Annotated in this window: 25 protein-coding genes and 1 tRNA gene; 13 read left to right on the forward strand and 13 right to left on the reverse strand. The window is 60.9% G+C overall.

Annotated elements, in window-relative coordinates; genetic code table 11:
- Window positions 1-29 precede the first annotated feature (29 nt).
- Window positions 30-977, forward strand: coding sequence for a methionyl-tRNA formyltransferase (gene fmt / locus AB8B29_RS00290; RefSeq protein ID WP_092574518.1), 948 nt, complete (start codon window positions 30-32; stop codon window positions 975-977).
- Window positions 977-1,774, forward strand: coding sequence for a tRNA pseudouridine(38-40) synthase TruA (gene truA, locus AB8B29_RS00295; RefSeq protein WP_092574414.1), 798 nt, complete (start codon window positions 977-979; stop codon window positions 1,772-1,774). The genes fmt and truA overlap by 1 nt, the downstream gene beginning before the upstream one ends.
- Window positions 1,775-1,803: 29 nt before the next feature.
- Here truA and AB8B29_RS00300 read toward each other — a convergent pair whose 3' ends face one another.
- From AB8B29_RS00300 to dapD, 3 genes are all read right to left on the reverse strand, one after another.
- Window positions 1,804-2,403, reverse strand: coding sequence for a hypothetical protein (locus AB8B29_RS00300; protein ID WP_092574412.1), 600 nt, complete (start codon window positions 2,401-2,403; stop codon window positions 1,804-1,806).
- Window positions 2,390-3,583: a succinyl-diaminopimelate desuccinylase gene (dapE, locus tag AB8B29_RS00305; protein WP_037203052.1), complete on the reverse strand. Its 1,194-nt coding sequence runs from the start codon at window positions 3,581-3,583 to the stop codon at window positions 2,390-2,392. Before dapE ends, AB8B29_RS00300 begins: the two co-directional genes overlap by 14 nt.
- Before the next feature lie 155 nt (window positions 3,584-3,738).
- Window positions 3,739-4,596 carry a 2,3,4,5-tetrahydropyridine-2,6-dicarboxylate N-succinyltransferase gene (gene dapD / locus AB8B29_RS00310; RefSeq protein WP_037203053.1) on the reverse strand — a complete coding sequence of 286 codons (858 nt, stop codon included), beginning with the start codon at window positions 4,594-4,596 and terminating at the stop codon, window positions 3,739-3,741.
- A gap of 212 nt (window positions 4,597-4,808) precedes the next feature.
- On the opposite strand from dapD, the gene AB8B29_RS00315 reads away from it, so the two are divergent.
- Complete coding sequence (locus AB8B29_RS00315; RefSeq protein WP_037203054.1) at window positions 4,809-5,681, forward strand: LOG family protein; 873 nt, start codon at window positions 4,809-4,811, stop codon at window positions 5,679-5,681.
- A 117-nt stretch (window positions 5,682-5,798) separates the two neighbouring features.
- Here the strand turns inward: AB8B29_RS00315 and AB8B29_RS00320 are convergent, their stop codons facing one another.
- Both AB8B29_RS00320 and AB8B29_RS00325 read right to left on the reverse strand, forming a co-directional pair.
- On the reverse strand, window positions 5,799-6,431 hold the full coding sequence (locus tag AB8B29_RS00320; RefSeq protein ID WP_037203055.1) for an EF-hand domain-containing protein: 633 nt from the start codon (window positions 6,429-6,431) through the stop codon (window positions 5,799-5,801).
- A 113-nt stretch (window positions 6,432-6,544) separates the two neighbouring features.
- Window positions 6,545-7,249, reverse strand: coding sequence for a pyrimidine 5'-nucleotidase (locus AB8B29_RS00325; protein ID WP_037203056.1), 705 nt, complete (start codon window positions 7,247-7,249; stop codon window positions 6,545-6,547).
- Between the two features lie 219 nt (window positions 7,250-7,468).
- Here AB8B29_RS00325 and AB8B29_RS00330 point away from each other — a divergent pair, with 219 nt between their 5' ends.
- Entirely contained in the window at window positions 7,469-8,239 is a 771-nt protein-coding gene (locus AB8B29_RS00330; protein ID WP_037203057.1) for an isocitrate lyase/PEP mutase family protein, read from the forward strand.
- Between the two features lie 34 nt (window positions 8,240-8,273).
- On the opposite strand, the gene argB is transcribed toward AB8B29_RS00330, so the two are convergent.
- Window positions 8,274-9,161: an acetylglutamate kinase gene (argB, locus tag AB8B29_RS00335; protein WP_037203058.1), complete on the reverse strand. Its 888-nt coding sequence runs from the start codon at window positions 9,159-9,161 to the stop codon at window positions 8,274-8,276.
- A 180-nt stretch (window positions 9,162-9,341) separates the two neighbouring features.
- On the opposite strand from argB, the gene AB8B29_RS00340 reads away from it, so the two are divergent.
- The 3 genes from AB8B29_RS00340 to AB8B29_RS00350 all read left to right on the forward strand — a co-directional run bounded on the left by AB8B29_RS00340 (window position 9,342) and on the right by AB8B29_RS00350 (window position 11,257).
- Window positions 9,342-9,881: a sigma-70 family RNA polymerase sigma factor gene (locus tag AB8B29_RS00340; protein ID WP_037203059.1), complete on the forward strand. Its 540-nt coding sequence runs from the start codon at window positions 9,342-9,344 to the stop codon at window positions 9,879-9,881.
- Window positions 9,878-10,591, forward strand: a complete 714-nt coding sequence (locus tag AB8B29_RS00345) for an anti-sigma factor (protein WP_037203060.1) — start codon at window positions 9,878-9,880, stop codon at window positions 10,589-10,591. Before AB8B29_RS00340 ends, AB8B29_RS00345 begins: the two co-directional genes overlap by 4 nt.
- Window positions 10,592-10,699: 108 nt before the next feature.
- Complete coding sequence (locus AB8B29_RS00350) at window positions 10,700-11,257, forward strand: fasciclin domain-containing protein (protein WP_037203062.1); 558 nt, start codon at window positions 10,700-10,702, stop codon at window positions 11,255-11,257.
- Between the two features lie 71 nt (window positions 11,258-11,328).
- Here the strand turns inward: AB8B29_RS00350 and yihA are convergent, their stop codons facing one another.
- Window positions 11,329-11,988, reverse strand: a complete 660-nt coding sequence (gene yihA / locus AB8B29_RS00355; RefSeq protein ID WP_037203063.1) for a ribosome biogenesis GTP-binding protein YihA/YsxC — start codon at window positions 11,986-11,988, stop codon at window positions 11,329-11,331.
- Window positions 11,989-12,165: 177 nt separating this feature from the next.
- Between yihA and AB8B29_RS00360 the strand changes: the two genes are divergently transcribed.
- Complete coding sequence (locus AB8B29_RS00360; RefSeq protein ID WP_167669571.1) at window positions 12,166-12,993, forward strand: AraC family transcriptional regulator; 828 nt, start codon at window positions 12,166-12,168, stop codon at window positions 12,991-12,993.
- A gap of 44 nt (window positions 12,994-13,037) precedes the next feature.
- Window positions 13,038-14,012 carry an alpha/beta hydrolase family protein gene (locus AB8B29_RS00365; RefSeq protein WP_092574408.1) on the forward strand — a complete coding sequence of 325 codons (975 nt, stop codon included), beginning with the start codon at window positions 13,038-13,040 and terminating at the stop codon, window positions 14,010-14,012.
- 107 nt (window positions 14,013-14,119) lie between these two features.
- On the opposite strand, the gene yidC is transcribed toward AB8B29_RS00365, so the two are convergent.
- From yidC to rpmH, 3 genes are read right to left on the reverse strand one after another with little or no spacing between them, the layout of a single operon-like run.
- Complete coding sequence (yidC, locus tag AB8B29_RS00370; RefSeq protein ID WP_037203065.1) at window positions 14,120-15,928, reverse strand: membrane protein insertase YidC; 1,809 nt, start codon at window positions 15,926-15,928, stop codon at window positions 14,120-14,122.
- Window positions 15,928-16,329, reverse strand: a complete 402-nt coding sequence (rnpA, locus tag AB8B29_RS00375) for a ribonuclease P protein component (RefSeq protein ID WP_113118236.1) — start codon at window positions 16,327-16,329, stop codon at window positions 15,928-15,930. The genes yidC and rnpA overlap by 1 nt, the downstream gene beginning before the upstream one ends.
- A 25-nt stretch (window positions 16,330-16,354) precedes the next feature.
- Entirely contained in the window at window positions 16,355-16,489 is a 135-nt protein-coding gene (gene rpmH, locus AB8B29_RS00380; protein WP_034488840.1) for a 50S ribosomal protein L34, read from the reverse strand.
- 414 nt (window positions 16,490-16,903) lie between these two features.
- Between rpmH and AB8B29_RS00385 the strand changes: the two genes are divergently transcribed.
- The 3 genes from AB8B29_RS00385 to AB8B29_RS00395 all read left to right on the forward strand — a co-directional run bounded on the left by AB8B29_RS00385 (window position 16,904) and on the right by AB8B29_RS00395 (window position 20,805).
- Entirely contained in the window at window positions 16,904-18,913 is a 2,010-nt protein-coding gene (locus AB8B29_RS00385; RefSeq protein ID WP_092574516.1) for a methyl-accepting chemotaxis protein, read from the forward strand.
- Window positions 18,914-19,083: 170 nt separating this feature from the next.
- Complete coding sequence (locus AB8B29_RS00390; RefSeq protein WP_092574404.1) at window positions 19,084-20,604, forward strand: sensor histidine kinase; 1,521 nt, start codon at window positions 19,084-19,086, stop codon at window positions 20,602-20,604.
- A gap of 124 nt (window positions 20,605-20,728) precedes the next feature.
- A tRNA-Arg gene (locus AB8B29_RS00395) sits at window positions 20,729-20,805 on the forward strand.
- 128 nt (window positions 20,806-20,933) lie between these two features.
- Here the strand turns inward: AB8B29_RS00395 and AB8B29_RS00400 are convergent.
- The gene (locus AB8B29_RS00400) at window positions 20,934-22,490 is read right to left on the reverse strand and encodes an MDR family MFS transporter (RefSeq protein WP_092574402.1); all 1,557 of its coding nucleotides are present in this window, start codon (window positions 22,488-22,490) and stop codon (window positions 20,934-20,936) included.
- Window positions 22,487-22,936, reverse strand: coding sequence for a MarR family winged helix-turn-helix transcriptional regulator (locus tag AB8B29_RS00405; protein WP_092574400.1), 450 nt, complete (start codon window positions 22,934-22,936; stop codon window positions 22,487-22,489). The genes AB8B29_RS00400 and AB8B29_RS00405 overlap by 4 nt, the downstream gene beginning before the upstream one ends.
- 145 nt (window positions 22,937-23,081) lie before the next feature.
- Here AB8B29_RS00405 and AB8B29_RS00410 point away from each other — a divergent pair, with 145 nt between their 5' ends.
- A complete protein-coding gene (locus AB8B29_RS00410; RefSeq protein WP_092574398.1) occupies window positions 23,082-23,546 on the forward strand; it encodes a BA14K family protein in 465 nt (154 codons plus the stop codon).
- Window positions 23,547-23,639: 93 nt separating this feature from the next.
- Here the strand turns inward: AB8B29_RS00410 and AB8B29_RS00415 are convergent, their stop codons facing one another.
- Complete coding sequence (locus AB8B29_RS00415; RefSeq protein ID WP_245297498.1) at window positions 23,640-24,137, reverse strand: SDR family NAD(P)-dependent oxidoreductase; 498 nt, start codon at window positions 24,135-24,137, stop codon at window positions 23,640-23,642.
- Window positions 24,138-24,223 lie beyond the last annotated feature (86 nt).

The raw sequence follows: 24,223 nt of genomic DNA on the forward strand, positions 1-24,223 counted from the left end.
AAACTCGATTTCTTAGCCGGATGGATCGCATGTCGCTCAGCATCATTTTCATGGGAACGCCCGAATTCTCCGTGCCGACGTTGCGGTCCTTGATCGATGCCGGGCACAAGATTCGTGCCGTGTATACGCAGCCGCCGCGCCCAGGCGGCCGGCGCGGGCTGGACCTGCAGAAATCGCCGGTGCATCAGGCTGCGGAATTGCTGGGCCTGCCTGTCTTTACGCCCGTCAACTTTAGGGATCCTGACGAGCGCCAGCGGTTTCGCGATTTGGATGCCGATGTTGCTGTGGTCGTGGCCTATGGCCTGCTGCTGCCGGAAGCCATTCTGACCGGCACGCGGCTCGGCTGCTACAATGGCCATGCTTCGTTGCTGCCGCGCTGGCGTGGAGCGGCGCCTATCCAGCGTGCAATCATGGCTGGTGATAGCAAGACCGGCATGATGGTGATGAAGATGGACAAGGGCCTCGACACCGGCCCTGTTGCCCTGACGCGCGAAGTCGAGATCGGCGCGACCATGACATCAGGCGAACTCCACGACAGGCTGATGCTGGTCGGCGCGAAGGCGATGGCAGAGGCCATGAACAAGCTGGAGCATGACGAACTGCCGCTGACCGCCCAGCCGGATGAAGGCGTCCTCTATGCCGCCAAGATTGACAAGGGTGAAACGCGCATCGATTTCGACAAATCCTCGGTGGAGGTGCACAATCATATTCGGGGCCTGTCGCCTTTCCCCGGCGCCTGGTTCGAGGCCGAGATTGCCGGTCGGCCGGAGCGGATAAAGGTGCTCGGCTCGGAACTGGCCGAGGGAAGCGGAGCGCCCGGCAGCGTGTTGACCGACGATCTTGTCATTGCTTGCGCCTCCGGTGCCGTGCGGCTGACGAAGCTGCAGAAGGCCGGCGGCAAGCCGCTGGCATCGGCCGATTTCCTGCGTGGCACGCCAATCGCGCCAGGCACCGTGCTCGCCCCGGAGCGGAGCTGATGCCGCGCTACAGAATGACCGTCGAATATGACGGCACCCCCTATGTCGGCTGGCAGCGCCAGGACAACGGTCCCTCCGTGCAAGGGGCGATCGAAGGCGCCATCCTGTCACTGACGGCGGAGACGGTCTCCATCCGCGGCGCCGGGCGTACCGATTCCGGCGTCCATGCCATGGGCCAGGTCATGCATGCCGACCTGACCAAGGAGTGGAAGCCCTATACCCTGCGCAATGCGCTGAATGCCCATCTGAGGCAGGCGAGCGAGCGTGTCGCCATTCTCGATATCGCCGAGGTCGATGCGCGCTTCGATGCGCGCTTCTCTGCCATCCGCCGACATTATCTCTATCGTATCATCACGCGCCGCGCGCCCTTGGCGCTGGAGGCCGGGCGCGCCTGGTGGGTGGCGAAGGACATGGATCACGAGGTCATGCATGCCGCGGCGCAGACTTTGGTCGGCCGGCACGACTTCACGACCTTTCGTTCCGTGCATTGCCAGGCAAACAGCCCGGTGCGTACGCTCGACCGGCTTGATGTCACGCGCCATGGCGAGCTGATCGAGATCCGCGCCACGGCGCAGAGCTTCCTCCACAATCAGATCCGCTCCTTTGCCGGAACGTTGAAGCTCGCGGGCGAGGGCAAGTGGACGCCCGACGATGTGCGTGCCGCTCTTGAGGCGCGAGACCGCAAGGCATGCGGCCCCGTTGCCCCGCCGGACGGGCTCTATTTCATGCAGGTGGATTATCGGGATGATGGGGCGCCTGCGATGCCGTTGCCGGATGACGAATCCGACGATTCCTGACGACTGCGGCGGTTCGATCACGACCAGCTTCACACCGGCGGATAGACGCCGAGGAAGCGTTGCAGGAAACCCGTCAGCAGCATGCTCGGGATCAGCAACACCAGCGTCAGCGTGCCGATGAAGAGCGGGTGAGTGCCGCAGATCATTCTGAGGATGCGCGCCAGCGCAAAGATGATTGCCATTGTCAGCACCAGCGATAGAAGTGCTGCCAGACCCTTCGAGCCGGGGACAAAGACGATCAATGCGAGGAGCAGCGCGTTCAGATAGTTTGCCGGTACGAAAAGCCAATTTACGGTAACGACGATCGGCGCAAACTTGTCGCCGAAGCGGAAGACCAGAAGCAGCACGCCGGCGAGAATGGGTCGTATCAGCCAGTTCGCCGCTTCGACCAGCGCCAGCCGCAGGAAGAACGCGATGCCGGTTGATGTTTCGGGCGGCATGGCCGTCAGGTAGGCCTGTTGCCACCACAGCCAGGAAATGCCGATCGACGGCAGGCTCCAGAAGACAGCCCAGAAGGAGCGCAGCATGCCGCGATCCGATATGTCAAGATACTGGAAGCCGCGCGCATCCATCCGGATCAGCAGCCAGAGGCCGGACAGATAATATTGGACTTCCTTAAAGGTCGGCATTCTCGAACCAGCGCTGGATGAAGGTCTCATAGATCTCGGTCAGCGTTTCGAGATCCGATAGCGCCACGCGCTCGTCGACCATGTGCATGGTCTGACCGACCAGGCCGAATTCGACGACGGGGCAATAGTCCTTGATATAGCGGGCATCCGAGGTGCCGCCGGTCGTCGAGAGCGCCGGCCTCAGGCCGGTGACGTTTTCGACCGCCGAAGAGAGCGAAGCGATCAGCGCATTGTTGCGCGTCAGGAAGACCTGGCTCGGACGCTCGGACCAGGTGATGTCGTATCTGGCTGGCGGACGTCCGGGGCGCAGCGTCTGGTCGGCCGCGGCCGCATCCAGGCGGGCAAGGATTTCCGCCTTCAGCGTTTCGACCGTCCAGGTATCGTTGAAGCGGATGTTGAAGGCTGCAGTTGCCTTGGCGGCGATGACGTTGGTGGCGGCATTGCCGACATCGATGCTCGTCACCTCGAGGTTCGACGGCTGGAAATTGTCCGTGCCGGCGTCGAAAGGCGGGTCGAGCAGCGCTTCGGTCAGCTTGAGGATACTGCGCACCGGGTTATCGGCGAGATGCGGATAGGCGGCATGGCCTTGAACGCCGTGAACGGTAATGAAGCCGGAAATCGAGCCGCGCCGGCCGATCTTGATCATGTCGCCAAGCTGGTCCGGATTGGTCGGCTCGCCGACGAGGGACGCATCCCATTGCTCGCCGCGCTCGGCCGCCCATTGCAGCAGCTTGACCGTGCCATTGATCGCCGGGCCTTCTTCGTCGCCGGTGATCAGGAAGGAGATCGAGCCCGCAGGTGGCCCGTGCTTTTCGATATGGCGCGCCACGGCCGCCGCGAAGCAGGCAATGCCGCCCTTCATGTCGACGGCGCCGCGGCCAAAGAGCTCGCCATCGGCGATTTCCGCGGCGAAGGGTGGATGGCTCCAGGATGCGGCATCGCCGACCGGAACGACATCCGTATGGCCGGCAAACATCAGATGCGGACCTTCCGTGCCGAGCCGGGCATAAAGATTCTCGATGTCGGGCGTTCCCGGCTCGCGGGCCGTCATGCGCTCGACTTTGAAGCCGAGTGGCAGCAGCATGTCGGCAAGCGCGGTCAGCGCGCCGCCCTCGGCCGGCGTCACGGAGGCACAGCGGATCAGGGTTTGCAGGTTGGCGACGGGATCGGTAACAGTCATCGGAGGCAACTTATCCGGCGGGAAATGGCAAAGCGATGGCAAAGGGTCGGCGATAGGCCGAAAATCCTTGCCGCGATTCCAGCAATCGCACGGGCAAGCTTACCCGGCAAGCGTGAGAGGAGCGCGATATGGCGACCGCGCTCCCGAATTTACAATCAGTCGCGCAGGAGCTCGTTGATACCGGTCTTCGAGCGGGTCCTTTCATCGACGCGCTTGACGATGACGGCGCAATAAAGGCTGGGGGCCGGCTGGCCGTTCGCCATGGTGTTGCCGCTCGGCAGCGCGCCCGCGACGACAACCGAGTAGGGTGGCACTTCGCCATAGGTGATCTCGCCGGTGGCGCGGTCGACGATCTTGGTCGACTTGCCGATGAAGACGCCCATGCCGAGCACCGATCCTTCGCGGATGATGCAGCCCTCGACCACTTCGGAGCGTGCGCCGATGAAGCAATTGTCCTCGATGATGGTCGGGCCGGCCTGCATCGGCTCCAATACACCGCCGATGCCGACGCCGCCGGACAGATGCACATGCTTGCCGATCTGCGCGCAGGAACCGACGGTCGCCCAGGTGTCGACCATGGTGCCTTCGCCGACATAGGCGCCGAGATTGACGAAGGACGGCATCAGGATGGCGTTCGGGGCGATATAGGCGGAGTGGCGCACAACGGCGTTCGGCACCGCGCGGAAGCCGGCTTCGCGGAAGCGGTTCTCGCCCCAGCCTTCGAATTTCGAGGGAACCTTATCCCACCAGGTCGCGCCGCCCGAGCCGCCTTCGACGATCTTCATGTCGTTCAGGCGGAAGGAAAGGAGCACCGCTTTCTTAAGCCACTGGTTGACCGTCCAGATGCCGTCCGCACCGCGTTCGGCCACGCGGACCTTGCCGCTGTCGAGCAGGTTCAGCGCCATCTCCACGGCGTCGCGGACTTCACCCCGCGTCGACGTGTTCACATTGTCGCGATTGTCGAAGGCGGCCTCGATGGTCTTTTCGAGAGAGGCGAGATCGGTAGCGCTCATGGGAATTCCTTAAAACGTCTGTAGCTGTCGTGGTTTTCGGATAGAGGTCCGGATATGGTCGATTGGTCCTACAGCATGGGCTTGAAAAATGGAATGTCTTTTCCGCGCCGATTGAGCTTGGATTCGGGGTGTTGTAGGGGCATATGCTGAGCTCGGCCGTTGCTGCCTACGGACAGGGCGGCTCGGCATGATCTATTTGAAAGGCATGGTCAATGAGCAAGGCGAAGAACGGCAGGCTGAGGCGCAAGGACGGGGTATGGGATCCCTTGAAGACGAGCTCGGCGGACAAGAAGCGAGCCGAATCCGTGCCGCGTACGCCGCAGTCGATGTCGCCTTCCTACAGGCTCGCCTATGCGGACGAGGATTTCCTTTGCCGTGAGGAGTTACGGCCGATCCGCCTGCAGCTGGAATTGCTGAAGACCGAAATGTATCTGACCGAACGCGGCATCAAATCGACCGTCGTCATGTTCGGCGGCGCGCGCATTCCCGCACCGGGTGCAAACGCATGGGCCGCGCGCAACGATGTGCAGCGTGCCAACCTCGAGACCGCATCGGTTTACTATGAGGAAGCGCGCAAGTTCGCCCGGCTTTGCTCGCGTTATTCGGCGAGCTTCGATTTCCATGAATATGTCGTGGTGACCGGCGGCGGTCCGGGCGTAATGGAGGCGGGCAATCGCGGCGCGTCCGAAGAGGGCGCTCCTTCGATCGGCCTCAACATCGTCCTGCCGCACGAGCAGGCGCCGAACGTCTACGTCACGCCCGAGCTCAGCTTCAACTTTCATTATTTCGCGATCCGCAAGATGCACTTCATGGTGCGCGCCAAGGCGATCGCGGTGTTTCCGGGCGGTTTCGGCACACTTGACGAACTGTTCGAATGCCTGACGCTCATCCAGACCGGCCGCATGGAGCGTCTGCCGCTCATCCTCTTCGGCGAGAAGTTCTGGCGCAACATCATCAATTTCGAGGCACTCGCGGAATTCGGCACCATCGCGCCCGATGACGTCAATCTGATCAGCTTCGTCGACACCGCCGACGAGGCCTGGAAGATCGTCGCGGATTTTTACGAGCACGATAACGGCCATTGAACAGCGAAAGCCCGCCGTCGCATGGCGATGGCGGGCTTCGGTCGTAGGGGTACCGCTTAGGGCGCGATCCATGAAGCGTGACGGTGCTTCGTGGAGGATCGTGCCCGATCGATCGGCTTAAAGCAGCGGGCGGTCCGGCATGTCGTCCAGCGAGATCACGCCGTCATGGTTGCGATCCATGCGGTCGAAGAACTTGCTGGCGGCGTCTTCGGCCTCCTGCTTGCTGATCTGGCCGTTTTCGTCCTTGTCGATGCGATGGAACAGCATCATGCCGCGCATGAGACCTGCCTCATGCATGAAGCGGCCATGCGGTCCGTGATGGCGCGGGCCGTTGTCACCCTTGTCGTCGTTCTGGGCCTGATCGCCCTTGGCTTGGTCGTTTTGGGCCTGGTTGTTGCCCTGATCGTCGTTGGCCTTGGCGTGTGCGGCCTTCCATTCCTTGATGCGTTCCTGACGATAGGCGCGCACCTCGCCGGGCGTGAGCTCGCCGTCATGGTTGGTGTCGATCTGATCGAAGATCTTGTCGATGCCGGCCTTGACCTCATCCTTGGTGACCTTGGTGTCGCCAGGCTGGCCGAATTGCTTCAGCATGCGCACATAGACGATTTCCGGCGAAAAGTGCGGTCCATGCCAGCGACCGCCGTGACCACCCCTTGCCTCATCGCCTTGTGCCGCGAAGGTTGCCTGAGCGCCGGCGCCCACCAGAAGGGCTGCGGAAAGTCCCGCAAGAAGAATTTTTTTCCCGTTCATCGTTTTTCCTTTCGTGTCGAGGAATGGTCAAACGATACGGCGGGCGGCCGAAAACGACCAATTAAACCTCTGTAAGGCGGATGAAACTTTCGTAACCCCGTCTTAAAGAAAGGTTAAACCAATGCCTTGAGGAAAGCTGTGAGATCGTCGGTCACATAGTCGATGTGATCGTCCTCGCCGGTCGTCCGTTCCCACCATTCGACGACGGTCGTCTCGAGATTCTGGGGCACGAGCAGCACTGTCTTCATGCCGAGCGCCTTGGGCACGGTGAGGTTGCGCGGCAGGTCCTCGAACATCGCGGCCCTCTTCGTATCCACTCGATTGAGGCTCATGAACTTGTCGTAGGTGCTGCCGGCTGGCTTCGGCACATAGTCTGCCGCCACGATATCGAAGATGTCGTCGAAATTGTCGAGAATGCCGAGCGCGCCGGCGGTCGCCTCGGCGTGCTTGACGCTTCCGTTGGTGAAGATGAACTTACGTCCCGGCAGCGCCTTGATGGCGGCGGCCAGCTCCGGCTGCGGCATCAGCGCCGAATAGTCGATCGCATGCGCCTTCTCCAGGAAATCGTTGGGATCGATGCCGTGATGGAGCATCAATCCCTGCAGGGTCGTGCCGTGATCGAGATAATATTGCTTCTGCAGCTTGCGCGCTTCCTCGCGCTCCATCTGCAGGAGAGCCGAGACATAGGCCGTCATGTTCTTGTCGATCTGCGCGAAGAGATCGACATGGTGCGGATAGAGCGTGTTGTCGAGATCGAACACCCACTCGCGGATATCGGCAAAATCTGAAGGTTCGGATAGCGTCTTTGTCTGGCTCATGGCCGCCTTATGGCATGCCGCCTTATCGGAGGAAAAGGAAAATATTCATGCTACGCCATATGGGGGATACCGCCGACATTGCCGACCGATCCAATGCCGGCTATGATTTTACCATTGAATTCCGGGGCTTTGCTCTATTTGCAAAGTGAGGGGGAGCTTACGCTCTTTCGGGGTTGTGAAGAGGAAAGTCGCCCGACCGGGCTTTTCGGAGGGGATACGATGAGTCAGGTGGAAAAGGCGCAGGAATTCGCGCGGCTGCACAAAAAGGGTGAGCCGCTCATCCTTTTCAACATTTGGGATGCCGGTTCGGCCAAGGCGGTCACAGAGGCGGGTGCGAAGGCACTGGCCACGGGCAGCTGGTCTGTCGCCGCCGCCAACGGCTTTGGTGACGGCGAGGCGATACCACTGTCGCTGCTTGCGGTGACGGCGCGGTTGATTTCGGTCACGAGCCCGCTGCCTCTGTCAGTCGATTTCGAAGGCGGCTATGCGGTGGAACCCGAGGCGGTTGCAGCCAATGTCGAAAAGATCATGGATCACGGCGCCATCGGTATCAATTTCGAGGACCAGGTGGTCGGCGGCCAAGGCGTCCATCCGATCGAGCTGCAGGCGGCGCGCATCCGCGCGATCCGGGAGATGGCCGATCGGCGGGAAATACCATTGTTCATCAATGCCCGCACCGATCTTTTCCTTCAGGAGAGCGATACGGCGCACCACCAGATCCTGCTCGATGAAGCCTATAGCCGCGTCGACGCTTTCGCCGAGGCGGGCGCCAGCGGTTTCTTCGCGCCCGGCCTTGTCGATCCGGAACTGATCGGAGCCCTCTGCGAACGCTCTCCCTTGCCGGTCAATATCATGGTGCGTCCGACGACGCCCGACAACGAGACTATGGCCGGCCTCGGCGTCAGCCGCATCAGCTATGGCCCAGCTCCCTACCGCTCTGTCATGGGAATGTTGAAAAGCGAGGCCGAAGCAATTTATCGGCCGGCTTGAGCGAAATTGAAGTCCTCTGAGGCGGTCGCCCTCCTCAGGGAACGATCAGCGTACCGGCGCCGTGCTCGGTGAAGATCTCGAGCAGCACCGAATGAGCCGTCTTGCCGTTGAGGATGACGACGCCCTGAACGCCGGCCTTGATGGCGTCGATGCAGGTCTCGACCTTGGGGATCATGCCGCCGGAAATCGTGCCGTCGGCCATAAGTTCACGCGCCTGCGAAACCGAAAGCTCCTTGATAAGCTGGCCCTGCTTGTCGAGCACGCCCGGAACATCCGTCAGGAAGAGCAGGCGCGTGGCGCTGAGCGCGCCGGCGATGGCGCCGGCAAAGGTGTCGGCATTGATGTTATAGGTCGCGCCGTCGCGGCCTGGAGCAACCGGTGCGATGACGGGGATCATCTCAGACTTCGCAAGCAGGTCGAGCAGCGTGCGGTCGACTTCGACCACTTCACCGACGAAGCCGAGATCGAGCACGCGCTCGATATTGGAATCCGGATCCTTGATGGTCTTGTGCGCCTTTTCGGCGAAGACCATGTTGCCGTCCTTGCCGCAAAGACCGATCGCCCATTCGCCCGTCTGGTTGATCAGCGCGACGATTTCCTTGTTGATTGAGCCAGCCAGCACCATTTCGACGATCTCGACCGTCTTTTGATCGGTGACGCGCAGGCCGCCCTCGAATTTCGATTCGATGCCCATCTTCGTCAGCATGGCGCCGATCTGCGGCCCGCCGCCGTGGACGACAATCGGGTTGACGCCCGATTGCTTCAGAAGCGCGATGTCGGCGGCAAATGCCTTGCCGAGTTCGGCATTGCCCATGGCATGGCCACCGTATTTCACCACGATGGTCTTGTTTTCATAGCGTTGCATGTAGGGCAGGGCCTGCGCCAGCAGGCTGGCTTGAAGCTCGCTTTGGGATTCGGACATGGTGCACCCCGTGAGATTGTTTGCGGCCTTTTATCTCAAGTTTCTGACAGAGGGAATAATGATGTCCGGATTAGTTTGCTCGGTGTCACACTGGCGTTGATGAAATTGATTTCGTCACCGCGCTTGCCAGCCGGGACTTTTCTCTTAAAGATTGGTCTTGGTGGAGCAAGCGGGGGTCGGATGGCGAACGAGGAGACGGAAGCGCTTATCGGCCGCGTCGCCATGCGTGACCAGAAGGCTTTTACCACGCTTTATAAACGTACCAGCCCGAAACTCTATGGCGTATGCCTGCGTATTATTGGCAACAGGACGGATGCCGAAGAGGTTTTGCAGGAAGTTTACGTGAAGATCTGGCAGCGGGCCGAGCAGTTCGCCGCATCCGAAGGGCCTGCAACGCCGTGGCTGACGGCGATCGCCCGCAATCGATCCATCGATTTCGTCCGTGCCCGCAAGCCTGTGGCCGATGAAATCGACGCCGCACACGATCTTGCCGACACCGAACCCGGCCCCGAAGAGCAAGCAATCGTGAAGGGAGAGGGTAGGCGGATTGACAGGTGCATGGAAGAGTTGGAAGCTGATCGCGCGCGGGCGGTTCGCAGCGCCTATATCGAAGGCTTGAGCTACCAGGAACTCGCCGATCAACACTCGGTGCCTTTGAATACCATGCGCACCTGGCTGCGCCGAAGCCTGATCAGATTAAGAGAGTGCATGGACCGATGAGTACACCCGATCAAAGCAAGGGAGGCCGCTCCCGCGACGAAGTTCTGGCCGGGGAATATGTACTTGGCGTACTCTCGCTGGAGGATCGGCAGAAGGTCGAGCGGCGCATGCGCAGCGATCGTCAATTTGCCGCGATCGTCAGTCGATGGGAGCAGAACCTTTCGGAGTTCAATGAAGAATACGAAATGGTGACGCCGGCGAAGTCGGTCTTTCCGAAGATAGAAAGACGTATCTTCGGAGATGCGGCGTTGGGCGCTCATCTCTGGAATTCGCTGCTGGTCTGGCGCGTCGTTGCCCTCGGTTCATTGTTCCTTGCCGCCGGCGTGGTGGTTTTCACCATCACAAACAACGGCATATCCCGGTCCGTACCGGGCAAGCAGCTGACGGCTTCCCTTGCCGGCCAGAACAGCGCCATCAATCTCCTGGCCGATTATGACGCCAGCAGCGGGCGGCTGAAGGTGACGCCCGTTGCGGCCGGAAAGCCGGAGGAGAAATCGCTGGAGCTCTGGCTCATTCGCGGCAGCGATCCTGCCGAGGCGCTCGGCGTGCTGCCGCAGACCGGCGAAGGCGAAATCGTCCTGCCGCAGGAACTTCACGGCAAGCTGACCGAAGGCGCAATCATCGCCGTCAGTATCGAGCCTTTCGGGGGTTCTCCGACCGGCAAGCCCACGGGCGATGTCGTGGCATCCGGCACCATCCGTTTCCCCTGAGAATTTATTTCCTTCGAAAGACAATCGCCGCTGAAACTCTTCTCTATGGCCCTCCGTATCTTCCTGTGACCCCACATGATCGGGGCAAGAACAGGAAGAGGAAAAGCTATGATCAAGACCGTGATTCGCGTCGTCGCTGTGGCCGCAACGCTTGCCGCCGCAACCAGCCTCGCCCACGCAAAGGACCCCATGGTGGGGGGCGCGGCGATGTACGCCAGCAAGAATATCGTGCAGAACGCCGTGAATTCGAAGGACCACACGACTTTGGTCGCTGCCGTCAAGGCTGCCGGCCTTGTGGACACGCTCGAAGGCAAAGGCCCCTTCACCGTCTTTGCGCCGACGAATGAAGCCTTTGGCAAGCTTCCGCCCGGTACAATCGAAACCCTGCTGAAGCCCGAGAACAAGGCAACCCTAACCAAGATCCTGACCTGCCATGTCGTCGCCGGTGACGATATGGCCGCCGCCATCAAGAAATGGGCGACGAGCAAGGGCGGCGAATACGACCTGAAGACGGTCGGTGGCTGCACGATCAAGGCGATGGACAAGGGCGGCAAGCTGACGCTGACCGACGAGGCCGGCGGCACCGCTCATATCACCATCGCCGATGTCAAACAGTCGAACGGCGTGATCCACGTTGTCGACAAGGTGTTGTTGCCGAAGATGTAATCCTCGACGGCGACAGGGCCGCCGCTCCCCGCGGGGCGCTGGGCGGCGGCCTCATCCGGCTGACCTGATGTTCAGACCGGAATTCCCACTGTCAGGCCAATCGCCTGGCGCAACTCCTCGAGACCCACACCCTTCTCCGATGAGGTGGCGAGAATGCCGGGATAGGCGGCAGGGCGCTTGCGGATTTTTTCGGCGGTATCGGCCAAAAGCTTCGGCAGGCCCGCCTCCTTGATCTTGTCGGTCTTGGTCAGCACGATCTGATAGGAAACGGCGGCCTTGTCGAGCAGGCCGAGGACCTCGTCGTCGTTCTTCTTGATGCCGTGGCGGCTATCGATCAGCACATAGACGCGCTTCAGCGTCGTGCGTCCCCGCAGATAGTCGAAGACCAGCTTCGTCCAGGCATCCACCTGTTCCTTCGGCGCTTCCGCATAGCCGTAGCCCGGCATGTCCACCAGCGCCATGGGCGGCAGGTCGCCACCCTCGCCGGAAAAGCCATCGGGAACGAAATAGTTGAGCTCCTGCGTCCGCCCCGGCGTGTTCGAAGTGCGCGCCAAACCCTTATGGCCGACCAGCGCATTGATCAGCGACGACTTGCCGACATTCGAGCGCCCGGCAAAGGCCACTTCCAAAGGCCCCTCCGGCGGCAGGAATTTCATCGCTGGCACGCCGCGGATGAAAATCCACGGGCGGCCGAAAAGCGGCTTGTCGTCTTTTATGGTCTGTTCTGCCATGCTGCTTCAGGTCTTCCGGTTCGATTGTTGACTGGCTTCGAGGTTTTGCCGGCGAAAGTCAAGTTTTGATCGGTGTGCCCGTCGACGGTCTTTTGGCGATGCATTCTGACCGGCACTCGCAAAAATCCGCAATTGCTGCGCCGCGCGTCCGTAAAGGCCATGCTACTCTTTGGCCTCATGAAGACCAGCACAGAAGAAAATTATCGTCGGCGCATCGCCCGCGTTATCGAAGCGATTATGGTCGATCCGTCAGCGCCTCATTCGATCGAGAGCCTTGCTGCCGTCGCTCATTTCTCGCCATTCCATTTCCATCGGCTCTATCGCGCGCTGACCGGCGAAAGCATTGCCGCCACGACACGCCGGGTTCGGCTTGCCCAGGCGGCGCATCGACTGGCCGGCCGCACCGTCTCGGTTACTGAAACGGCATTAGATGCAGGCTACGACAGCTCGCAGAGCTTCGCGCGTGCCTTTCGCAATCTGACCGGGCTTAGTCCGACCGATTTCCAGATGCAGCAACAGTCGATCACGATGAGCCTTCCTCCGGTGACGATCGTTGATCGGCAGCCGGTGACTGTATTTGGTGTGCGTCACCATGGGCCGTTCACAACGATTCCCCATAGCTATCGGCGTTTGCGGCAATGGTCGTCGGAGCGTGGGATAGCATGGAACGACGTTGCTCGTATCGGCGTCTGCCATGGCGATCCGGATCAAGGTGACGGCTTTCGATATTTTGCCGGGCTGATCCTGTCGAACGATGAGCTGGCGACGGACGGGCTTGAACGATGTGACGTGCCGGGCGGGCGCTATGCCCGGCACCGGCTGATCGGCCCCTATGCGCTCATTTCTCCGACGTTTCAGACGCTCTTCGGCGGATGGCTACCGCAAAGCGGCCTCGAGCCTGACGATCGCCCGGCGCTCGAAATCTATCTCAATCACCCAAGGCACGTAGCCGACAGCGAACTCGCCACCGATCTGCTGATTCCGCTTCGCGACGCAGCCGAGTGATGCATTGCACCAACCCCGTTCGATTTTCATTTTGGGAAAAGAAAATGCGTTTCGCAAAGACTCTATGCTTCATTGCCGTCAGCTTGACCGCAACGTGGGCTCACGCAGCGGGCCTGAAATCGTTTGAAGTCCCGGCGGACGCAAGCGGTCCCGCTCTCCGCGCCTTCATCTGGTCGCCCTGCACGGTTGCGCCGGCGGACATTACGCTTGGATCGATCATCGTTTCTGGTGTCCGGAATTGCCCGATCGTGGGCGCTAATCTGCCGTTGGTCGTCATTTCGCATGGTCATGCCGGCAGCTCTCTCGGCCATCACGATACAGCGGAAATCCTGGCGGATGCCGGCTTCGTCGTCGTCGCCTTGAACCATCCGCGCGACAATTTTTCCGACATGAGCCAATCGGGCGATATATCCGTCTTCATCGAGCGACCGACAGATATCAAACGTCTCATCGATTTCATGCTGAACGCCTCTCCGGAAGCGGCACACATCGATCCGAGCCGCATCGGCTTCTTCGGCTTCTCGCGCGGCGGTTATACCGGCCTGGTTCTTGCCGGAGCGATCCCGGATTTTCACGATCCGCATGTCTCATGCCCGGAACCGGCGCCGATTTGCGGACAGATCCGCCGCAACGAGCTTCCGACGCAGCCGTTGACCCAGGATGCGCGTATCAAGGCTTTGGTCATTGCCGATCCGTTCAGTTTCTTTTCGACCAAGGACAGCCTGAAGAATGTCAAGGTGCCCGTTCAGCTCTGGGGCTCGCAATATGGCGGCGATGGCGTGCTGCCGGAAAACGTCGTAGCTCTAACGGATGACTTGCCGGCAAAGCCCGAATTTCATGTCGTCTCCAACGCGGCGCACTTCGCCTTTCTCGCACCTTGCTCGCCGGCGCTCGCCCAGTCCCAGCCGGAGATTTGCAAGGATGCCAACGGCTTTGACAGGGTCGCCTTTCACAAGTCGTTCGATGCGGACGTTCTGTCATTCTTTCGGCGGCATCTGATCGAAGCGGGCAAGCCGTGACCGGTCGGCCCGGCTTTCAAGGCAACCGCGATCACGAGGAAAACGGATAGCCTCGCGCACGCGATATCCCACAAAAGAAAAACCCCGCCGAAGCGGGGCTTTGCTGTTTATTTCGATGGTGCCGGTTTTCGTTTGAAAAGGCCCTTGAGATTGTCGAAGAGTTCCACCTTCACGCCGTGGCGCCTCATGATGATCGACTGCTGGATGACCGAGAGCGTATTGTTCCAGGCCCAGTAGATGACGAGGCCGGCCGGGAAGCTTGCCAGCATGAACATGAACACCAGCGGCATCCAGGTGAAGATCATCGCCTGGGTCGGGTCCGGCGGCGTCGGGTTCATGCGCATCTGCAGGAACATGGTGACGCCCATGATCATCGGCCAGACACCGAGATGCAGGATGGTAGGAGCCGCAAACGGCAGCAGGCCGAAGAGATTGACAATCGAGGTCGGGTCCGGAGCGGAAAGGTCCTGGATCCAGCCGAAGAACGGCGCATGGCGCATCTCGATGGTGATGTAGATCACCTTGTAGAGCGAGAAAAAGATCGGAATCTGCAGGAGCACCGGCCAGCAGCCCGCGATCGGATTGATCTTCTCTTCCTTGTAGAGCTGCATCGTCGCCTGTTGCAGCGCCATTCGGTCGTCGCCGAACTTGGCCTTCAGCTCCTCCATCTTCGGCTGCATGCGCTTCATGTTCGCCATCGAAGCATACTGCTTGCTGGCGAGCGGGAAGAACAACGCCTTGACCACGATGGTGGTGCAGAGGATGGCGACACCGAAATTGCCGAAGTAGCGGAAGAAGAAATCCATCAGCTTGAACATCGGCTTGGTGATGAAATAGAACCAGCCCCAGTCGATCAGGCGGTCGAAGCGCGGGATCGAGTAGCTGGTCTCGTAGCGGTCGATGACCGGTACTTCTTTCGCGCCGGCGAAGACGAGGTTCTTCAACTCGATCGACTGGCTGGGAGCGACCGTGACGGCATCTTGCTTGTAATCGGCCTGATAGCGCGGCGTGCCGTCGCTGAAGTGCGAGAAGCGGGCATCATAGGCCGTCGACTGCGGCGGCACCATGGTTGCGGCCCAGTACTTGTCTGTCATGCCGAGCCAGCCGCCGGTCGACTTGGCGGGCGTCGTGGCTTCCTTCTCGGTTGCCGCATACTTGGTCTCGATCAGGCCGTCATCGCCGATGACACCGATGAAGCCTTCGTGCAGAACGTAGGCGGACGGCGTCTCGGGTTTATTGTAGCGGGTGACGCGGCCGTAGCTCGAGAGGGAAACCGGTGCCTGGCCGCTGTTGGCGATCTTGTCGGTGATCGTGAACATGTAGCGATCGTCGACGGAAATCGTGCGCGAGAAGGTGATGCCCTTGTCATTGGTGTAGGAAAGCGTCACCGGCGTCTTGTCGGTCAGCTTGTCGCCGCTCGAGAGCGTCCACATGGTCGAAGGGCCGGGGACCGCACCGGTCGCGTCGCTGCCGACATAGCCGAGTTCGGTGAAGTAGCCGTCCTTGGTATCGGCCGGGCTGAACAGCGTAATGATCGGGCTGCTCTTGTCGACGGTCTCGTGATAGGTCTTGAGCCTGAGGTCGTCGAGGCGCGCGCCTTCCAGGTTGATGGAGCCGGCAAGCGCAGGCGTATCGATGACAACGCGCGAAGAAGAGGTCTTGGCGACCGATTGGTCGCGTGTCAGGACCGTCGGCGCAGTCTGGCCGCCTGCCGGCAGCGAGCCGTTGACCGCAGCGCCTGCGCCCGCGGCGGGTGCCTGCGTCGTCTGGGCCTGCTGCGACTGCTGCTGCAGCTTGGCGGCCTGTTCGGCCTGCCGCTGCGCTTCGAGGCGCGGGTTCATATAGAAAAACTGCCAAGCGAGGACGATCAGCACCGACAGGGCAATCGCTATGAAGTAATTGCGGTTGTTTTGCATCATGTGTTCCTGGAGCGGTCCGTTTCCGGTCGCCGGTGTTTCGGCCTGGTTTCGATACGCTGGACGAGTTCACTCACCAGTTTTTCGAAAGGTGCGGTCAGCACATCGCGCCGCGCGACAACCACATAGTCGTGTCCGGGCTGCATTGCAAACCCGGCATGAAGCCGCACGGCTTCTTTCAGCCTGCGCCGCATGCGGTTGCGCTCCACTGCGTTGCCATGTTTTTTGGTGACGGTAAAACCAACGCGGGGGTCGGCGTCGGAAAGCTTGCGGTCCAGCATCTCTAGGAGGAAGAAGCTGCCTCTGCGCTTCTCGCCTTCGCGGACTGCAAGAAACTGCGGCCGGCTCTTCAGCCGCCCGACAGTCTTTTTGGGTCGTTCATTCGTCAATTTGCCCGCCATCCTCGACTATCGGGCATTTCGGCCGTTAGGCCGAAAGACGCTTGCGGCCGCGGCTACGGCGAGCGGAAAGAACCGCGCGACCGCCCTTGGTGGCCATACGGGAACGGAAGCCGTGGCGACGCTTGCGGACAAGCTTGGATGGTTGATAGGTACGCTTCATTTATTTAAACACCGCGGAGTGCGGCCCTTCTTGAGCTTTGCTTCAAAAGCAAGCAGCGTTGTTGATTATGGCGAACGGACTTCGCCCGCAAAAGCAGGCTCCGGGACCGGACGTGCGCGGGCTTATAAGGATGAAGACCCATAGAGTCAATTATATCGGCGCAAATTCCTTGAAGTCCGGGGTTCCAGCCGGTCGATCGGCGGCCGTTGCCGCCAGCCATAGCATTCGGCCGATTGATTGCATGGCCAACAATATAATTCAGTAAATACTGAAATATACAGCAGAAATAGCAGCGACGTCGCATCTCTCATATATAAATACCGCAATATATCATTAATGAATTTAGCCGATATCTAGGTACATGCTGGAAAAACCCATCGATTTATGGGGAGGAGACCGGCCTCGGAGGGTATCGTGAAGATTCGCGGCAAAATAAACCTGCTTGTATTCGTCATGGCTGGCGCAGCGCTTTTGATCGGCGCTACCGCCCTTTATGCGCTGCATCAGTATGACCAGAAATTACAGAGCTACGATCAGACCGCCGGGCGCGCCTACATGGGCGAGCGCCTCAACCGTTATGTGACGGCGGTGGTCATGGAATCGCGCGGCATCTATGCTGCCGCTTCCGCAAAGGACGCCAAGAGCTTCGCCGATGGGTTGATGGGCGACCTCGACGAGATCGACAAAGTGCTCGCGGCCTGGGCGCCTATGGTTCCGGATGCGCAGAAGGCAGAATTCTCCAAACTGCAGGCCGGCTCTCAGGAGTTTCGCGTCTTCCGCACCGAAACGGCCCGTCTTGGCGTGACGGATGGTCCGGATGCCGCCAGCAAGCAAGGCAACAATGAAGCCAACCGTGCCAATCGCAAGGCTTTCCAGGCCGAGATCGATGCTGTGGTTAAAACCGATAAGGCAGAACTTGCAGCAGCCGAAACCAGCATCGCGACTTTTCATAACGCTATCTTGTGGGCCGTCCTTTGCATCACGGTGGCGGGCATCAGCGCCGGCGTCGGCCTGGGCTCCTATATTGGCACCGTTCATCTGAGCCGTCCGATCCGCAAGGTGACGGAAGCCATCAACAAGGTTGCCGACGGTCAATTCGATATCGAGGTCCCGTTTGCCGGTCGCCGCGACGAAATCGGCGAGATGGCCGCTGCCGTCGATGTTTTCAAGGAGAACGGCAAGGCCGTGCGCCGCATGAATGCCGAGGAAACGGCCCTGCGCGCCAGGAGCGACGAACTTCAGTCCAGCATGTCTCTGGCCGTCTCGGCCGCCGCTGCCGGCGATTTCAGCCGTCGCATCGAGAAGGATTACGGCGATGCCAACCTCAATCGCTTTGCCGGGAATGTGAACGAGCTGCTGGTGAGCGTCGATACGGGTATCGGCGAGGTGCGTCGCGTAATCGCAAGCCTCGCTGATGGCGATCTGACGCAGGCCATGAAGGGCGAATTCCAGGGCGCCTTTGCCGAACTGCAGCAGAACGTCAATGCCACGCTCGCGACCCTCAAGAGCACCATGCGCGAGGTGCGGGAGACGACGGGCTCGATCAACACCAACACCAACGAGTTGCGCCACGCCAGCGACGACCTCTCCAAGCGTACCGAACAACAGGCCGCCGCCCTCGAGCAAACCTCGGCGGCGCTCGACGAGATCACCTCCGTCGTCCAGAATTCGACGGAACGGGCGCGCGAAGCGAGCATCATGGTGACCGAGGCCAAGGAAGACGCCGCTCGCTCCGGCAAGGTGGTTCGCAATGCGATCGACGCCATGGGCGGCATTGAACAGGCATCCGGCGCGATCAGCCAGATCATCGGAGTGATCGACGATATCGCCTTCCAGACGAATCTGCTGGCACTCAATGCCGGCGTCGAGGCTGCGCGAGCAGGCGACGCGGGCAAGGGCTTTGCCGTCGTTGCCCAGGAAGTGCGTGAACTCGCCCAGCGCTCCGCCACCGCCGCCAAGGATATCAAGGTGCTGATCAGCAAATCAGGCGATCAGGTGCAGGTCGGCGTCAAGCTGGTGCAGGCCACCGGCGAGGCGCTGTCGACCATCGAAGCCCGCGTGCTCAAGATCAACGACCATATTCATTCCATCGCGACGGCGGCGCGCGAACAGGCAACAGGCCTGTCCGAGGTAAACAAGGCCGTCAACCAGATGGATGAAGTCACGCAGCGCAATGCCGCCATGGTCGAGGAGACCTCGGCCGCGACCCATCGTCTTGCAGGCGAAGCCGATGGCCTCGTCCGCCTGGTATCCCGCTTCAAGGTCGATGCCGGCAGCATGTCCGCTCCGGTGCCTGCACGCGCCGAGACGCATCGCCCGGCGGCATCGCCGGCACGGCGGATGATCGATAAGGTCGCGACTGCCTTCGGCGGCGCAAACGCTCTCTCGCCGGCCGTCGCGACGAAGGGTTGGGAAGAGTTTTGATCCCGTCGGAGAGGGACAACGCGGCCGCGCCTGCGCGCCGTCGTCGTCCCTCTCCAGACCCTTCTCGCCGTTAAAGCCGGGAAGAGATTGGAAAAAAGCCTACAATCACCTATTATCTGGTTTCGATACGTCGCCATCATGTCGCTTTGCAGCGAAGCGGGACAATTGAAATGGATAGTGGGCAGGACAGGAGGGCCGCAAAAAGCGGCAAAGCCGATAAGGGCCGCCTGTCCCAATTTTGTAGGCCCACAGGGATCTTCGGCGGGCTTTCCGGCAAGCTTCTCATCCTCACCGTCGGCTTCATTCTCCTGGCCGAAGTGCTGATCTTCGTGCCCTCCGTTGCCAATATGAGGCTGCGTTGGCTGGAGGACCGGCTGAATACGGCCGCTGCAGCCGCGATCGTCATCGACGGCCTGCAGCCTGCCGAGCTACCTCGCGCGCTGCAGAAGGAAACGCTGATGGCCACCGGCACGCGGGCCATCGTCCTGCGCAAGGACGGCACGTCGCGCCTGCTTGCGACGGCCGAGATGCCGGCCTCGGTCGATGATATGTATGATCTGAGCAATGTGTCCCAGCTGACCGCCATCAAGGACGCACTCGACACTCTGCTCTTCGGCGGCAACCGTATCATCCGCGTTTTCGGCCCGGCCGGCGGCGATGTCGGCACCGGCATCGAAGTGGTGTTGAAGGACACCCGGTTGCGCAATGCGATGCTCGCCTATTCGGTTAGCGTCTTCTTCGTTTCCATCCTGATTTCATTGTTCACAGCGACGCTGATCTTCTTTGCGATCAACCGCATGATGATTCGTCCGATCCGGCGGCTCACCGATAGCATGCAGGCTTATTCGGACGACCCGGAGGATCCGGGCCGTATTCTCGTGCCCGAGATGGGGCGCGATGAGCTTGCAGTCGCCGGCCGCCATCTCGCCTCCATGCAGTCGCAGCTGCAGAAGACGCTGAAGCAGCAGAAAAATCTGGCGGCGCTCGGCCTCGCCGTCTCGAAGATCAATCACGACATGCGCAACATCCTGTCGGCGGCGCAATTGATGTCCGACCGATTGGTCGATGTCGACGATCCGATGGTCAAGCGTTTCGCGCCGAAGCTGCTGCGCACCATCGACCGCGCCGTCGGTTATACGACCGAGGTCCTTTCCTATGGCCAGACGTCCGAATCGGCGCCACGCCGGCGCAAGATCCGTCTTGTCGAGCTCATCGGCGAGGTTCGTGATATCCTGGCGATCGATCCTGAAACCGGTATCGAATTCGTCGAGCAGCTCGGCCCCGAGCTCGAGGTCGATGCCGACAGCGAGCAGCTGTTCCGCATCATCCATAATCTGTGCCGCAACGCCCATCAGGCATTGGTCGCTTTCGGCGAGACGACACCCGACGGTATCAGGCGCATCACGGTTTCGGCGCATCGCATCGGCAGCGTCGTCAGCATCACCGTCGATGACACCGGGCCGGGCATGCCGCAGAAAGCGCGGGAAAATCTCTTCACGGCATTCCGCGGCTCTGCACGTTCCGGCGGTACCGGCCTTGGCCTGGCAATCGCCCGCGAACTTGTGCTTGCTCATGGCGGCACCATAGCGCTCGTGGAAAAACCATCCGCGGGAACGCAGTTTCGCATCGAGATCCCCGACCGCCCCGTATCCCTCGATGATTATCGCAGCCGAAGCTTCCGCGAAAGCTGAGGTTTTTCAGCCTCTTCGCACCGACATGCACGAAAATCGCGATCTTTTTCAGAAATCCACTTGCAATCCCCCAAAGGAGGCTTTAGAGAACCGCCACGCCAACGGTTTCTTCCGTTTCGGCCACGCACCCGTAGCTCAGCTGGATAGAGCACCAGACTACGAATCTGGGGGTCAGGAGTTCGAATCTCTTCGGGTGCGCCATTCTCATCTCTATATAAGTTTGCGATCTGACTGCCTGCACCGCAGGCACAAATGCTTGCGCGTATCCCGCGCCGGGCGACAGATGATCGTGCTTGCCGCCCGGCGGCTGCAATTTTCCCGCGCGCCGATCAGCCCCGGCGCGCCGTTTCCTCTCCATGCTCCGTCGCCAACGGCAATTCCGGCAGGAACAGCAGTGCGACCAGCGCCAATGCGACGATGGCCGTTCCCGTCGCAAAGGTCATGGCAATGGCGTGGCGGTAGAGCGCTATGGCCGCGGCATGGGCTTCGGGGGAGGTGGTGGCAAGTTGCTTCATGCCGGCCTCCGTCAATGACGACATATGAAGACCGTCCAGGGCGGCGCCAGCGTTCTGTACGTGATAGGCGAGGATGGCGCCGGAGCCGGTGACGCCGATGAGGCCGCCGAGCGAGCGGAAGAAGGCGAGCGTCGCCGTGCCGACGCCGCGATGCGCAAAGGGCAGGGCATTCTGCACCGCGATCGTCATGGTGGGCATGACAAGTCCAAGTCCGAGGCCGAGGGCGAAGACGGCTGGCTCGATCACCATGAAGCCCTGGCTGGTGGCCGCCGCCCAGGCGAGCGTAGCGAAGGCGACCGTCGCAAGGCTCAGACCGAATAGCTGGGCCGGCTTGTAGCGTCCGAAGCGATGCAGCAGCACGCGGCCATTGACCATGGACGAGATGACGACGCCGACCATCAGCGGGCCGGTCAGCAGGCCGGAATGCGAGGGGCTGACACCCATGACCATCTGGAAGAACAGCGGGAAGAAGAGGCTGGCCCCGAGCATGCCCATGAAGGTCAATGCCAGCACGAGGCAGGCGACGACGAACAGCCGGTTGCGGAAGAGATCCGGCGGCAGCACCGGCTCTGGCTCCCGCCGGATATGGAGAACGAAGCAAACGCCGAGAATGAGGGCAGCCGCGGACAGGCCGAAAATCTCAGGCGAATCCCAGGCCCATTCGTTGCCGCCGAGCGCCAGCACCAGCAGGAAGCTGGTCGTGCAGGCCGTCAGCAAGACAGCGCCGAGATAGTCGATGCGGCGGCTGCGCGCCTGATGCGGCCTCTTGAGTGCTCGGCCGATCATGACGAGGGCAACGGCGCCGATCGGCAGGTTGACGTAGAAGATCCAGTGCCACGACAAGAGATCGGTGATGACGCCGCCGGTGATCGGGCCGATGACGCTGCACACGGCGAAGACAGCGGCGATCGAGCCCTGATTGCGCCCACGTCTTGCCGGCGGCACGATGTCGCCGATGATGATCTGCGCCAGCGGCAGCAATCCACCCGCGCCGATGCCCTGGATGGCCCGGAAGACGATGAGTTGCATCAGCGTCTGCGCCATGCCGCTCAGTACGGAGCCGAGCAGGAAGATCAGGATCGCCGCGTAGATCATCGGCTTGCGGCCGTACTGGTCGCTGAGCTTGCCATAGAGCGGCATGGTGCTGGTCGACGCCAGCACATAGGCGCTGACGACCCACGACAGATGCGTCAGCCCGCCGAGATCGCTGACGATGCGCGGCAAGGCCGTCGCCACGATGCTTTGGTCGATGGCGCCAAGGCCGAGAACGATCATCAGGCCGAGAATGACGGCGCGGATCTCGCGACGATCGGGCGGATCGCTCGCGGCCGGCGCCGATGGCGGAATTGCATTCAGACGCTCGCCGCTCATTGCCCGATCTCCCCGAGTGGCCCGACCGCTGCGCGAATGGCAGCGCGCTCGTCGGGCGACAGTTTGGCCAGTTCGGACGCAAGCCAGTCGGTCCGCTTTTGTTTCATGCTCCGTATCAGCTCTTCTCCTTTGTCGGTCGCGATCAGGCCATTGCGGCGCCGATCGCTCGGGTCGGGCTCCGAGCGAGTGATGAGACCGTCCCGCTCCATCGTCTTCACATGTCCGGATATCGTTGGCCCGCGCAGCTTCTCCATCCGGGCCAGTTCGGCGACGCCGATGCCCGGTTCGCGCATGATGGCGAGGAGCAGCAGGGCATGCAGGGGTGAAAGGCCGGGATCGTCGCTCTCGCGCCGCAATTGCCGGTACAGGCGATGGAGAGCAGGGCGCAACGCCTCGGCGAGCGCATGTGCTTCTTCAAGCACATGATGACGGTCGGGTTTGATCATGGAGTCTCAATCGAACAGTAGATAGGTAGGCTTCCTATCTATATGACTATTGAATGTCTTTTACTTGCGCAAGCGGTAATATTATGATTCATTTTCAATCATTGCGCGTTGTTCGTTCCGATTACGTCTCTGGAGGAGAAGAGCTGTGAAACGATTCCTGACGACCGTGACAGTGACCGCCTTAAGTGCCCTGGTTGCTGTTACATCATTTGATCCCGCCGTTGCGGCGCCGATTCAGCCGATGGTGCAGCCGGCAATCCTGCAGACGACCGGCCAGGCTGCCGGCGTGACCGACGTGCAATATCGTCGTCACCGTCCCCATTATCGCCCGCACTATCGCCCACATTACCGTCCGCACTATCGCGGCGGCTACTGGCATGGCCATCGCGGCTATCGCTACGCCCGCCCGGGATATCGCCGCTATAACGATGGTTTCTGGTATCCGCTGGCCGCCTTCACCGCCGGCGCAATTGTTGGCGGCGCCGTCGCACGTCCGCCCCACGGCAGCGCCCATGTTCGCTGGTGCGCGAGCCGGTACAAGACCTATCGCGCTTCTGACAATACCTATCAGCCGACCAATGGTCCGCGTCGGCAGTGCGTCAGCCAGTGAGTTGCCGGTGAATTGAATGCGCGAAGTCCCTCTCCGCTCTTGCGGAGAGGCACATCTTTCAGGCGGTTGCGGGGATAGGCATCTTCAATCCCGTCAATTGCTCCGAGACATCCCAAAGCCGCCGCCAGATGGCGGGATCGCGGGCATGGGCGGCGATGCGGTCGAGTTCCAGGCTGAACAACAGCGTCGCCAGCTTCGACTGGCAATAGGCACGCCGAGCCCATAATTTTTCCGCCATTGCAGATCTTCGAAATTGATCCTGCCGCTGCGGTGCGCCAGGCTGCTGACGGTGACCACACGGGGGTTGTCGGCATCGAAAACCGTGGGCAGCAGTCGCATCGTCCAGGCGAAGTGACCGATATAGTTGGCGCCCATCTGCATCTCGAAGGCAATGTCTGCGCCGGATGTTGCCGAGCGGATTTTGGCGAGCGCCTCGGCGCCCTTTCTCTCGTTGGGTGAGGCGATGATGACCTTTACGCCAGCGCCGACCAGCGCCTTGGCGGCTTCGTAGCCGATACCGCTATTGGCAACGGTGATAACTGCAATTCGGCCTGACTTTGGGGGAATGTCTTTCACTGTCCGGCCGGACATTGCGGGACGCCTGTGGAGGGATTTGGCATCGCCTATTGTATCTGTTTGTATATTGCACTAGATGCAAGTTTGTATCTGTTAAAAAT

The sequence above is a fragment of the Rhizobium sp. 11_C7_N12_5 genome, from assembly GCF_051811145.1.
Lineage (GTDB): Bacteria > Pseudomonadota > Alphaproteobacteria > Rhizobiales > Rhizobiaceae > Rhizobium > Rhizobium lusitanum.

Excerpts from the sequence above, each read along its gene's own strand:
- AB8B29_RS00350 (WP_037203062.1), top strand. The coding sequence starts at position 10,700 with ATGATCAAGACCGTGATTCGCGTCGTCGCTGTGGCCGCAACGCTTGCC.
- AB8B29_RS00300 (WP_092574412.1), bottom strand. The coding sequence starts at position 2,403 with ATGCCGACCTTTAAGGAAGTCCAATATTATCTGTCCGGCCTCTGGCTG.
- AB8B29_RS00405 (WP_092574400.1), bottom strand. The coding sequence starts at position 22,936 with ATGATCAAACCCGACCGTCATCATGTGCTTGAAGAAGCACATGCGCTC.
- dapD (WP_037203053.1), bottom strand. The coding sequence starts at position 4,596 with ATGAGCGCTACCGATCTCGCCTCTCTCGAAAAGACCATCGAGGCCGCC.
- fmt (WP_092574518.1), top strand. The coding sequence starts at position 30 with ATGTCGCTCAGCATCATTTTCATGGGAACGCCCGAATTCTCCGTGCCG.
- AB8B29_RS00415 (WP_245297498.1), bottom strand. The coding sequence starts at position 24,137 with ATGTCCGGCCGGACAGTGAAAGACATTCCCCCAAAGTCAGGCCGAATT.
- yihA (WP_037203063.1), bottom strand. The coding sequence starts at position 11,988 with ATGGCAGAACAGACCATAAAAGACGACAAGCCGCTTTTCGGCCGCCCG.
- AB8B29_RS00330 (WP_037203057.1), top strand. The coding sequence starts at position 7,469 with ATGAGTCAGGTGGAAAAGGCGCAGGAATTCGCGCGGCTGCACAAAAAG.
- AB8B29_RS00320 (WP_037203055.1), bottom strand. The coding sequence starts at position 6,431 with ATGAACGGGAAAAAAATTCTTCTTGCGGGACTTTCCGCAGCCCTTCTG.
- truA (WP_092574414.1), top strand. The coding sequence starts at position 977 with ATGCCGCGCTACAGAATGACCGTCGAATATGACGGCACCCCCTATGTC.
- rpmH (WP_034488840.1), bottom strand. The coding sequence starts at position 16,489 with ATGAAGCGTACCTATCAACCATCCAAGCTTGTCCGCAAGCGTCGCCAC.
- AB8B29_RS00360 (WP_167669571.1), top strand. The coding sequence starts at position 12,166 with ATGAAGACCAGCACAGAAGAAAATTATCGTCGGCGCATCGCCCGCGTT.
- yidC (WP_037203065.1), bottom strand. The coding sequence starts at position 15,928 with ATGCAAAACAACCGCAATTACTTCATAGCGATTGCCCTGTCGGTGCTG.
- AB8B29_RS00400 (WP_092574402.1), bottom strand. The coding sequence starts at position 22,490 with ATGAGCGGCGAGCGTCTGAATGCAATTCCGCCATCGGCGCCGGCCGCG.
- dapE (WP_037203052.1), bottom strand. The coding sequence starts at position 3,583 with ATGACTGTTACCGATCCCGTCGCCAACCTGCAAACCCTGATCCGCTGT.
- argB (WP_037203058.1), bottom strand. The coding sequence starts at position 9,161 with ATGTCCGAATCCCAAAGCGAGCTTCAAGCCAGCCTGCTGGCGCAGGCC.
- AB8B29_RS00365 (WP_092574408.1), top strand. The coding sequence starts at position 13,038 with ATGCGTTTCGCAAAGACTCTATGCTTCATTGCCGTCAGCTTGACCGCA.
- AB8B29_RS00315 (WP_037203054.1), top strand. The coding sequence starts at position 4,809 with ATGAGCAAGGCGAAGAACGGCAGGCTGAGGCGCAAGGACGGGGTATGG.
- AB8B29_RS00325 (WP_037203056.1), bottom strand. The coding sequence starts at position 7,249 with ATGAGCCAGACAAAGACGCTATCCGAACCTTCAGATTTTGCCGATATC.
- AB8B29_RS00345 (WP_037203060.1), top strand. The coding sequence starts at position 9,878 with ATGAGTACACCCGATCAAAGCAAGGGAGGCCGCTCCCGCGACGAAGTT.
- AB8B29_RS00340 (WP_037203059.1), top strand. The coding sequence starts at position 9,342 with ATGGCGAACGAGGAGACGGAAGCGCTTATCGGCCGCGTCGCCATGCGT.
- rnpA (WP_113118236.1), bottom strand. The coding sequence starts at position 16,329 with ATGGCGGGCAAATTGACGAATGAACGACCCAAAAAGACTGTCGGGCGG.
- AB8B29_RS00390 (WP_092574404.1), top strand. The coding sequence starts at position 19,084 with ATGGATAGTGGGCAGGACAGGAGGGCCGCAAAAAGCGGCAAAGCCGAT.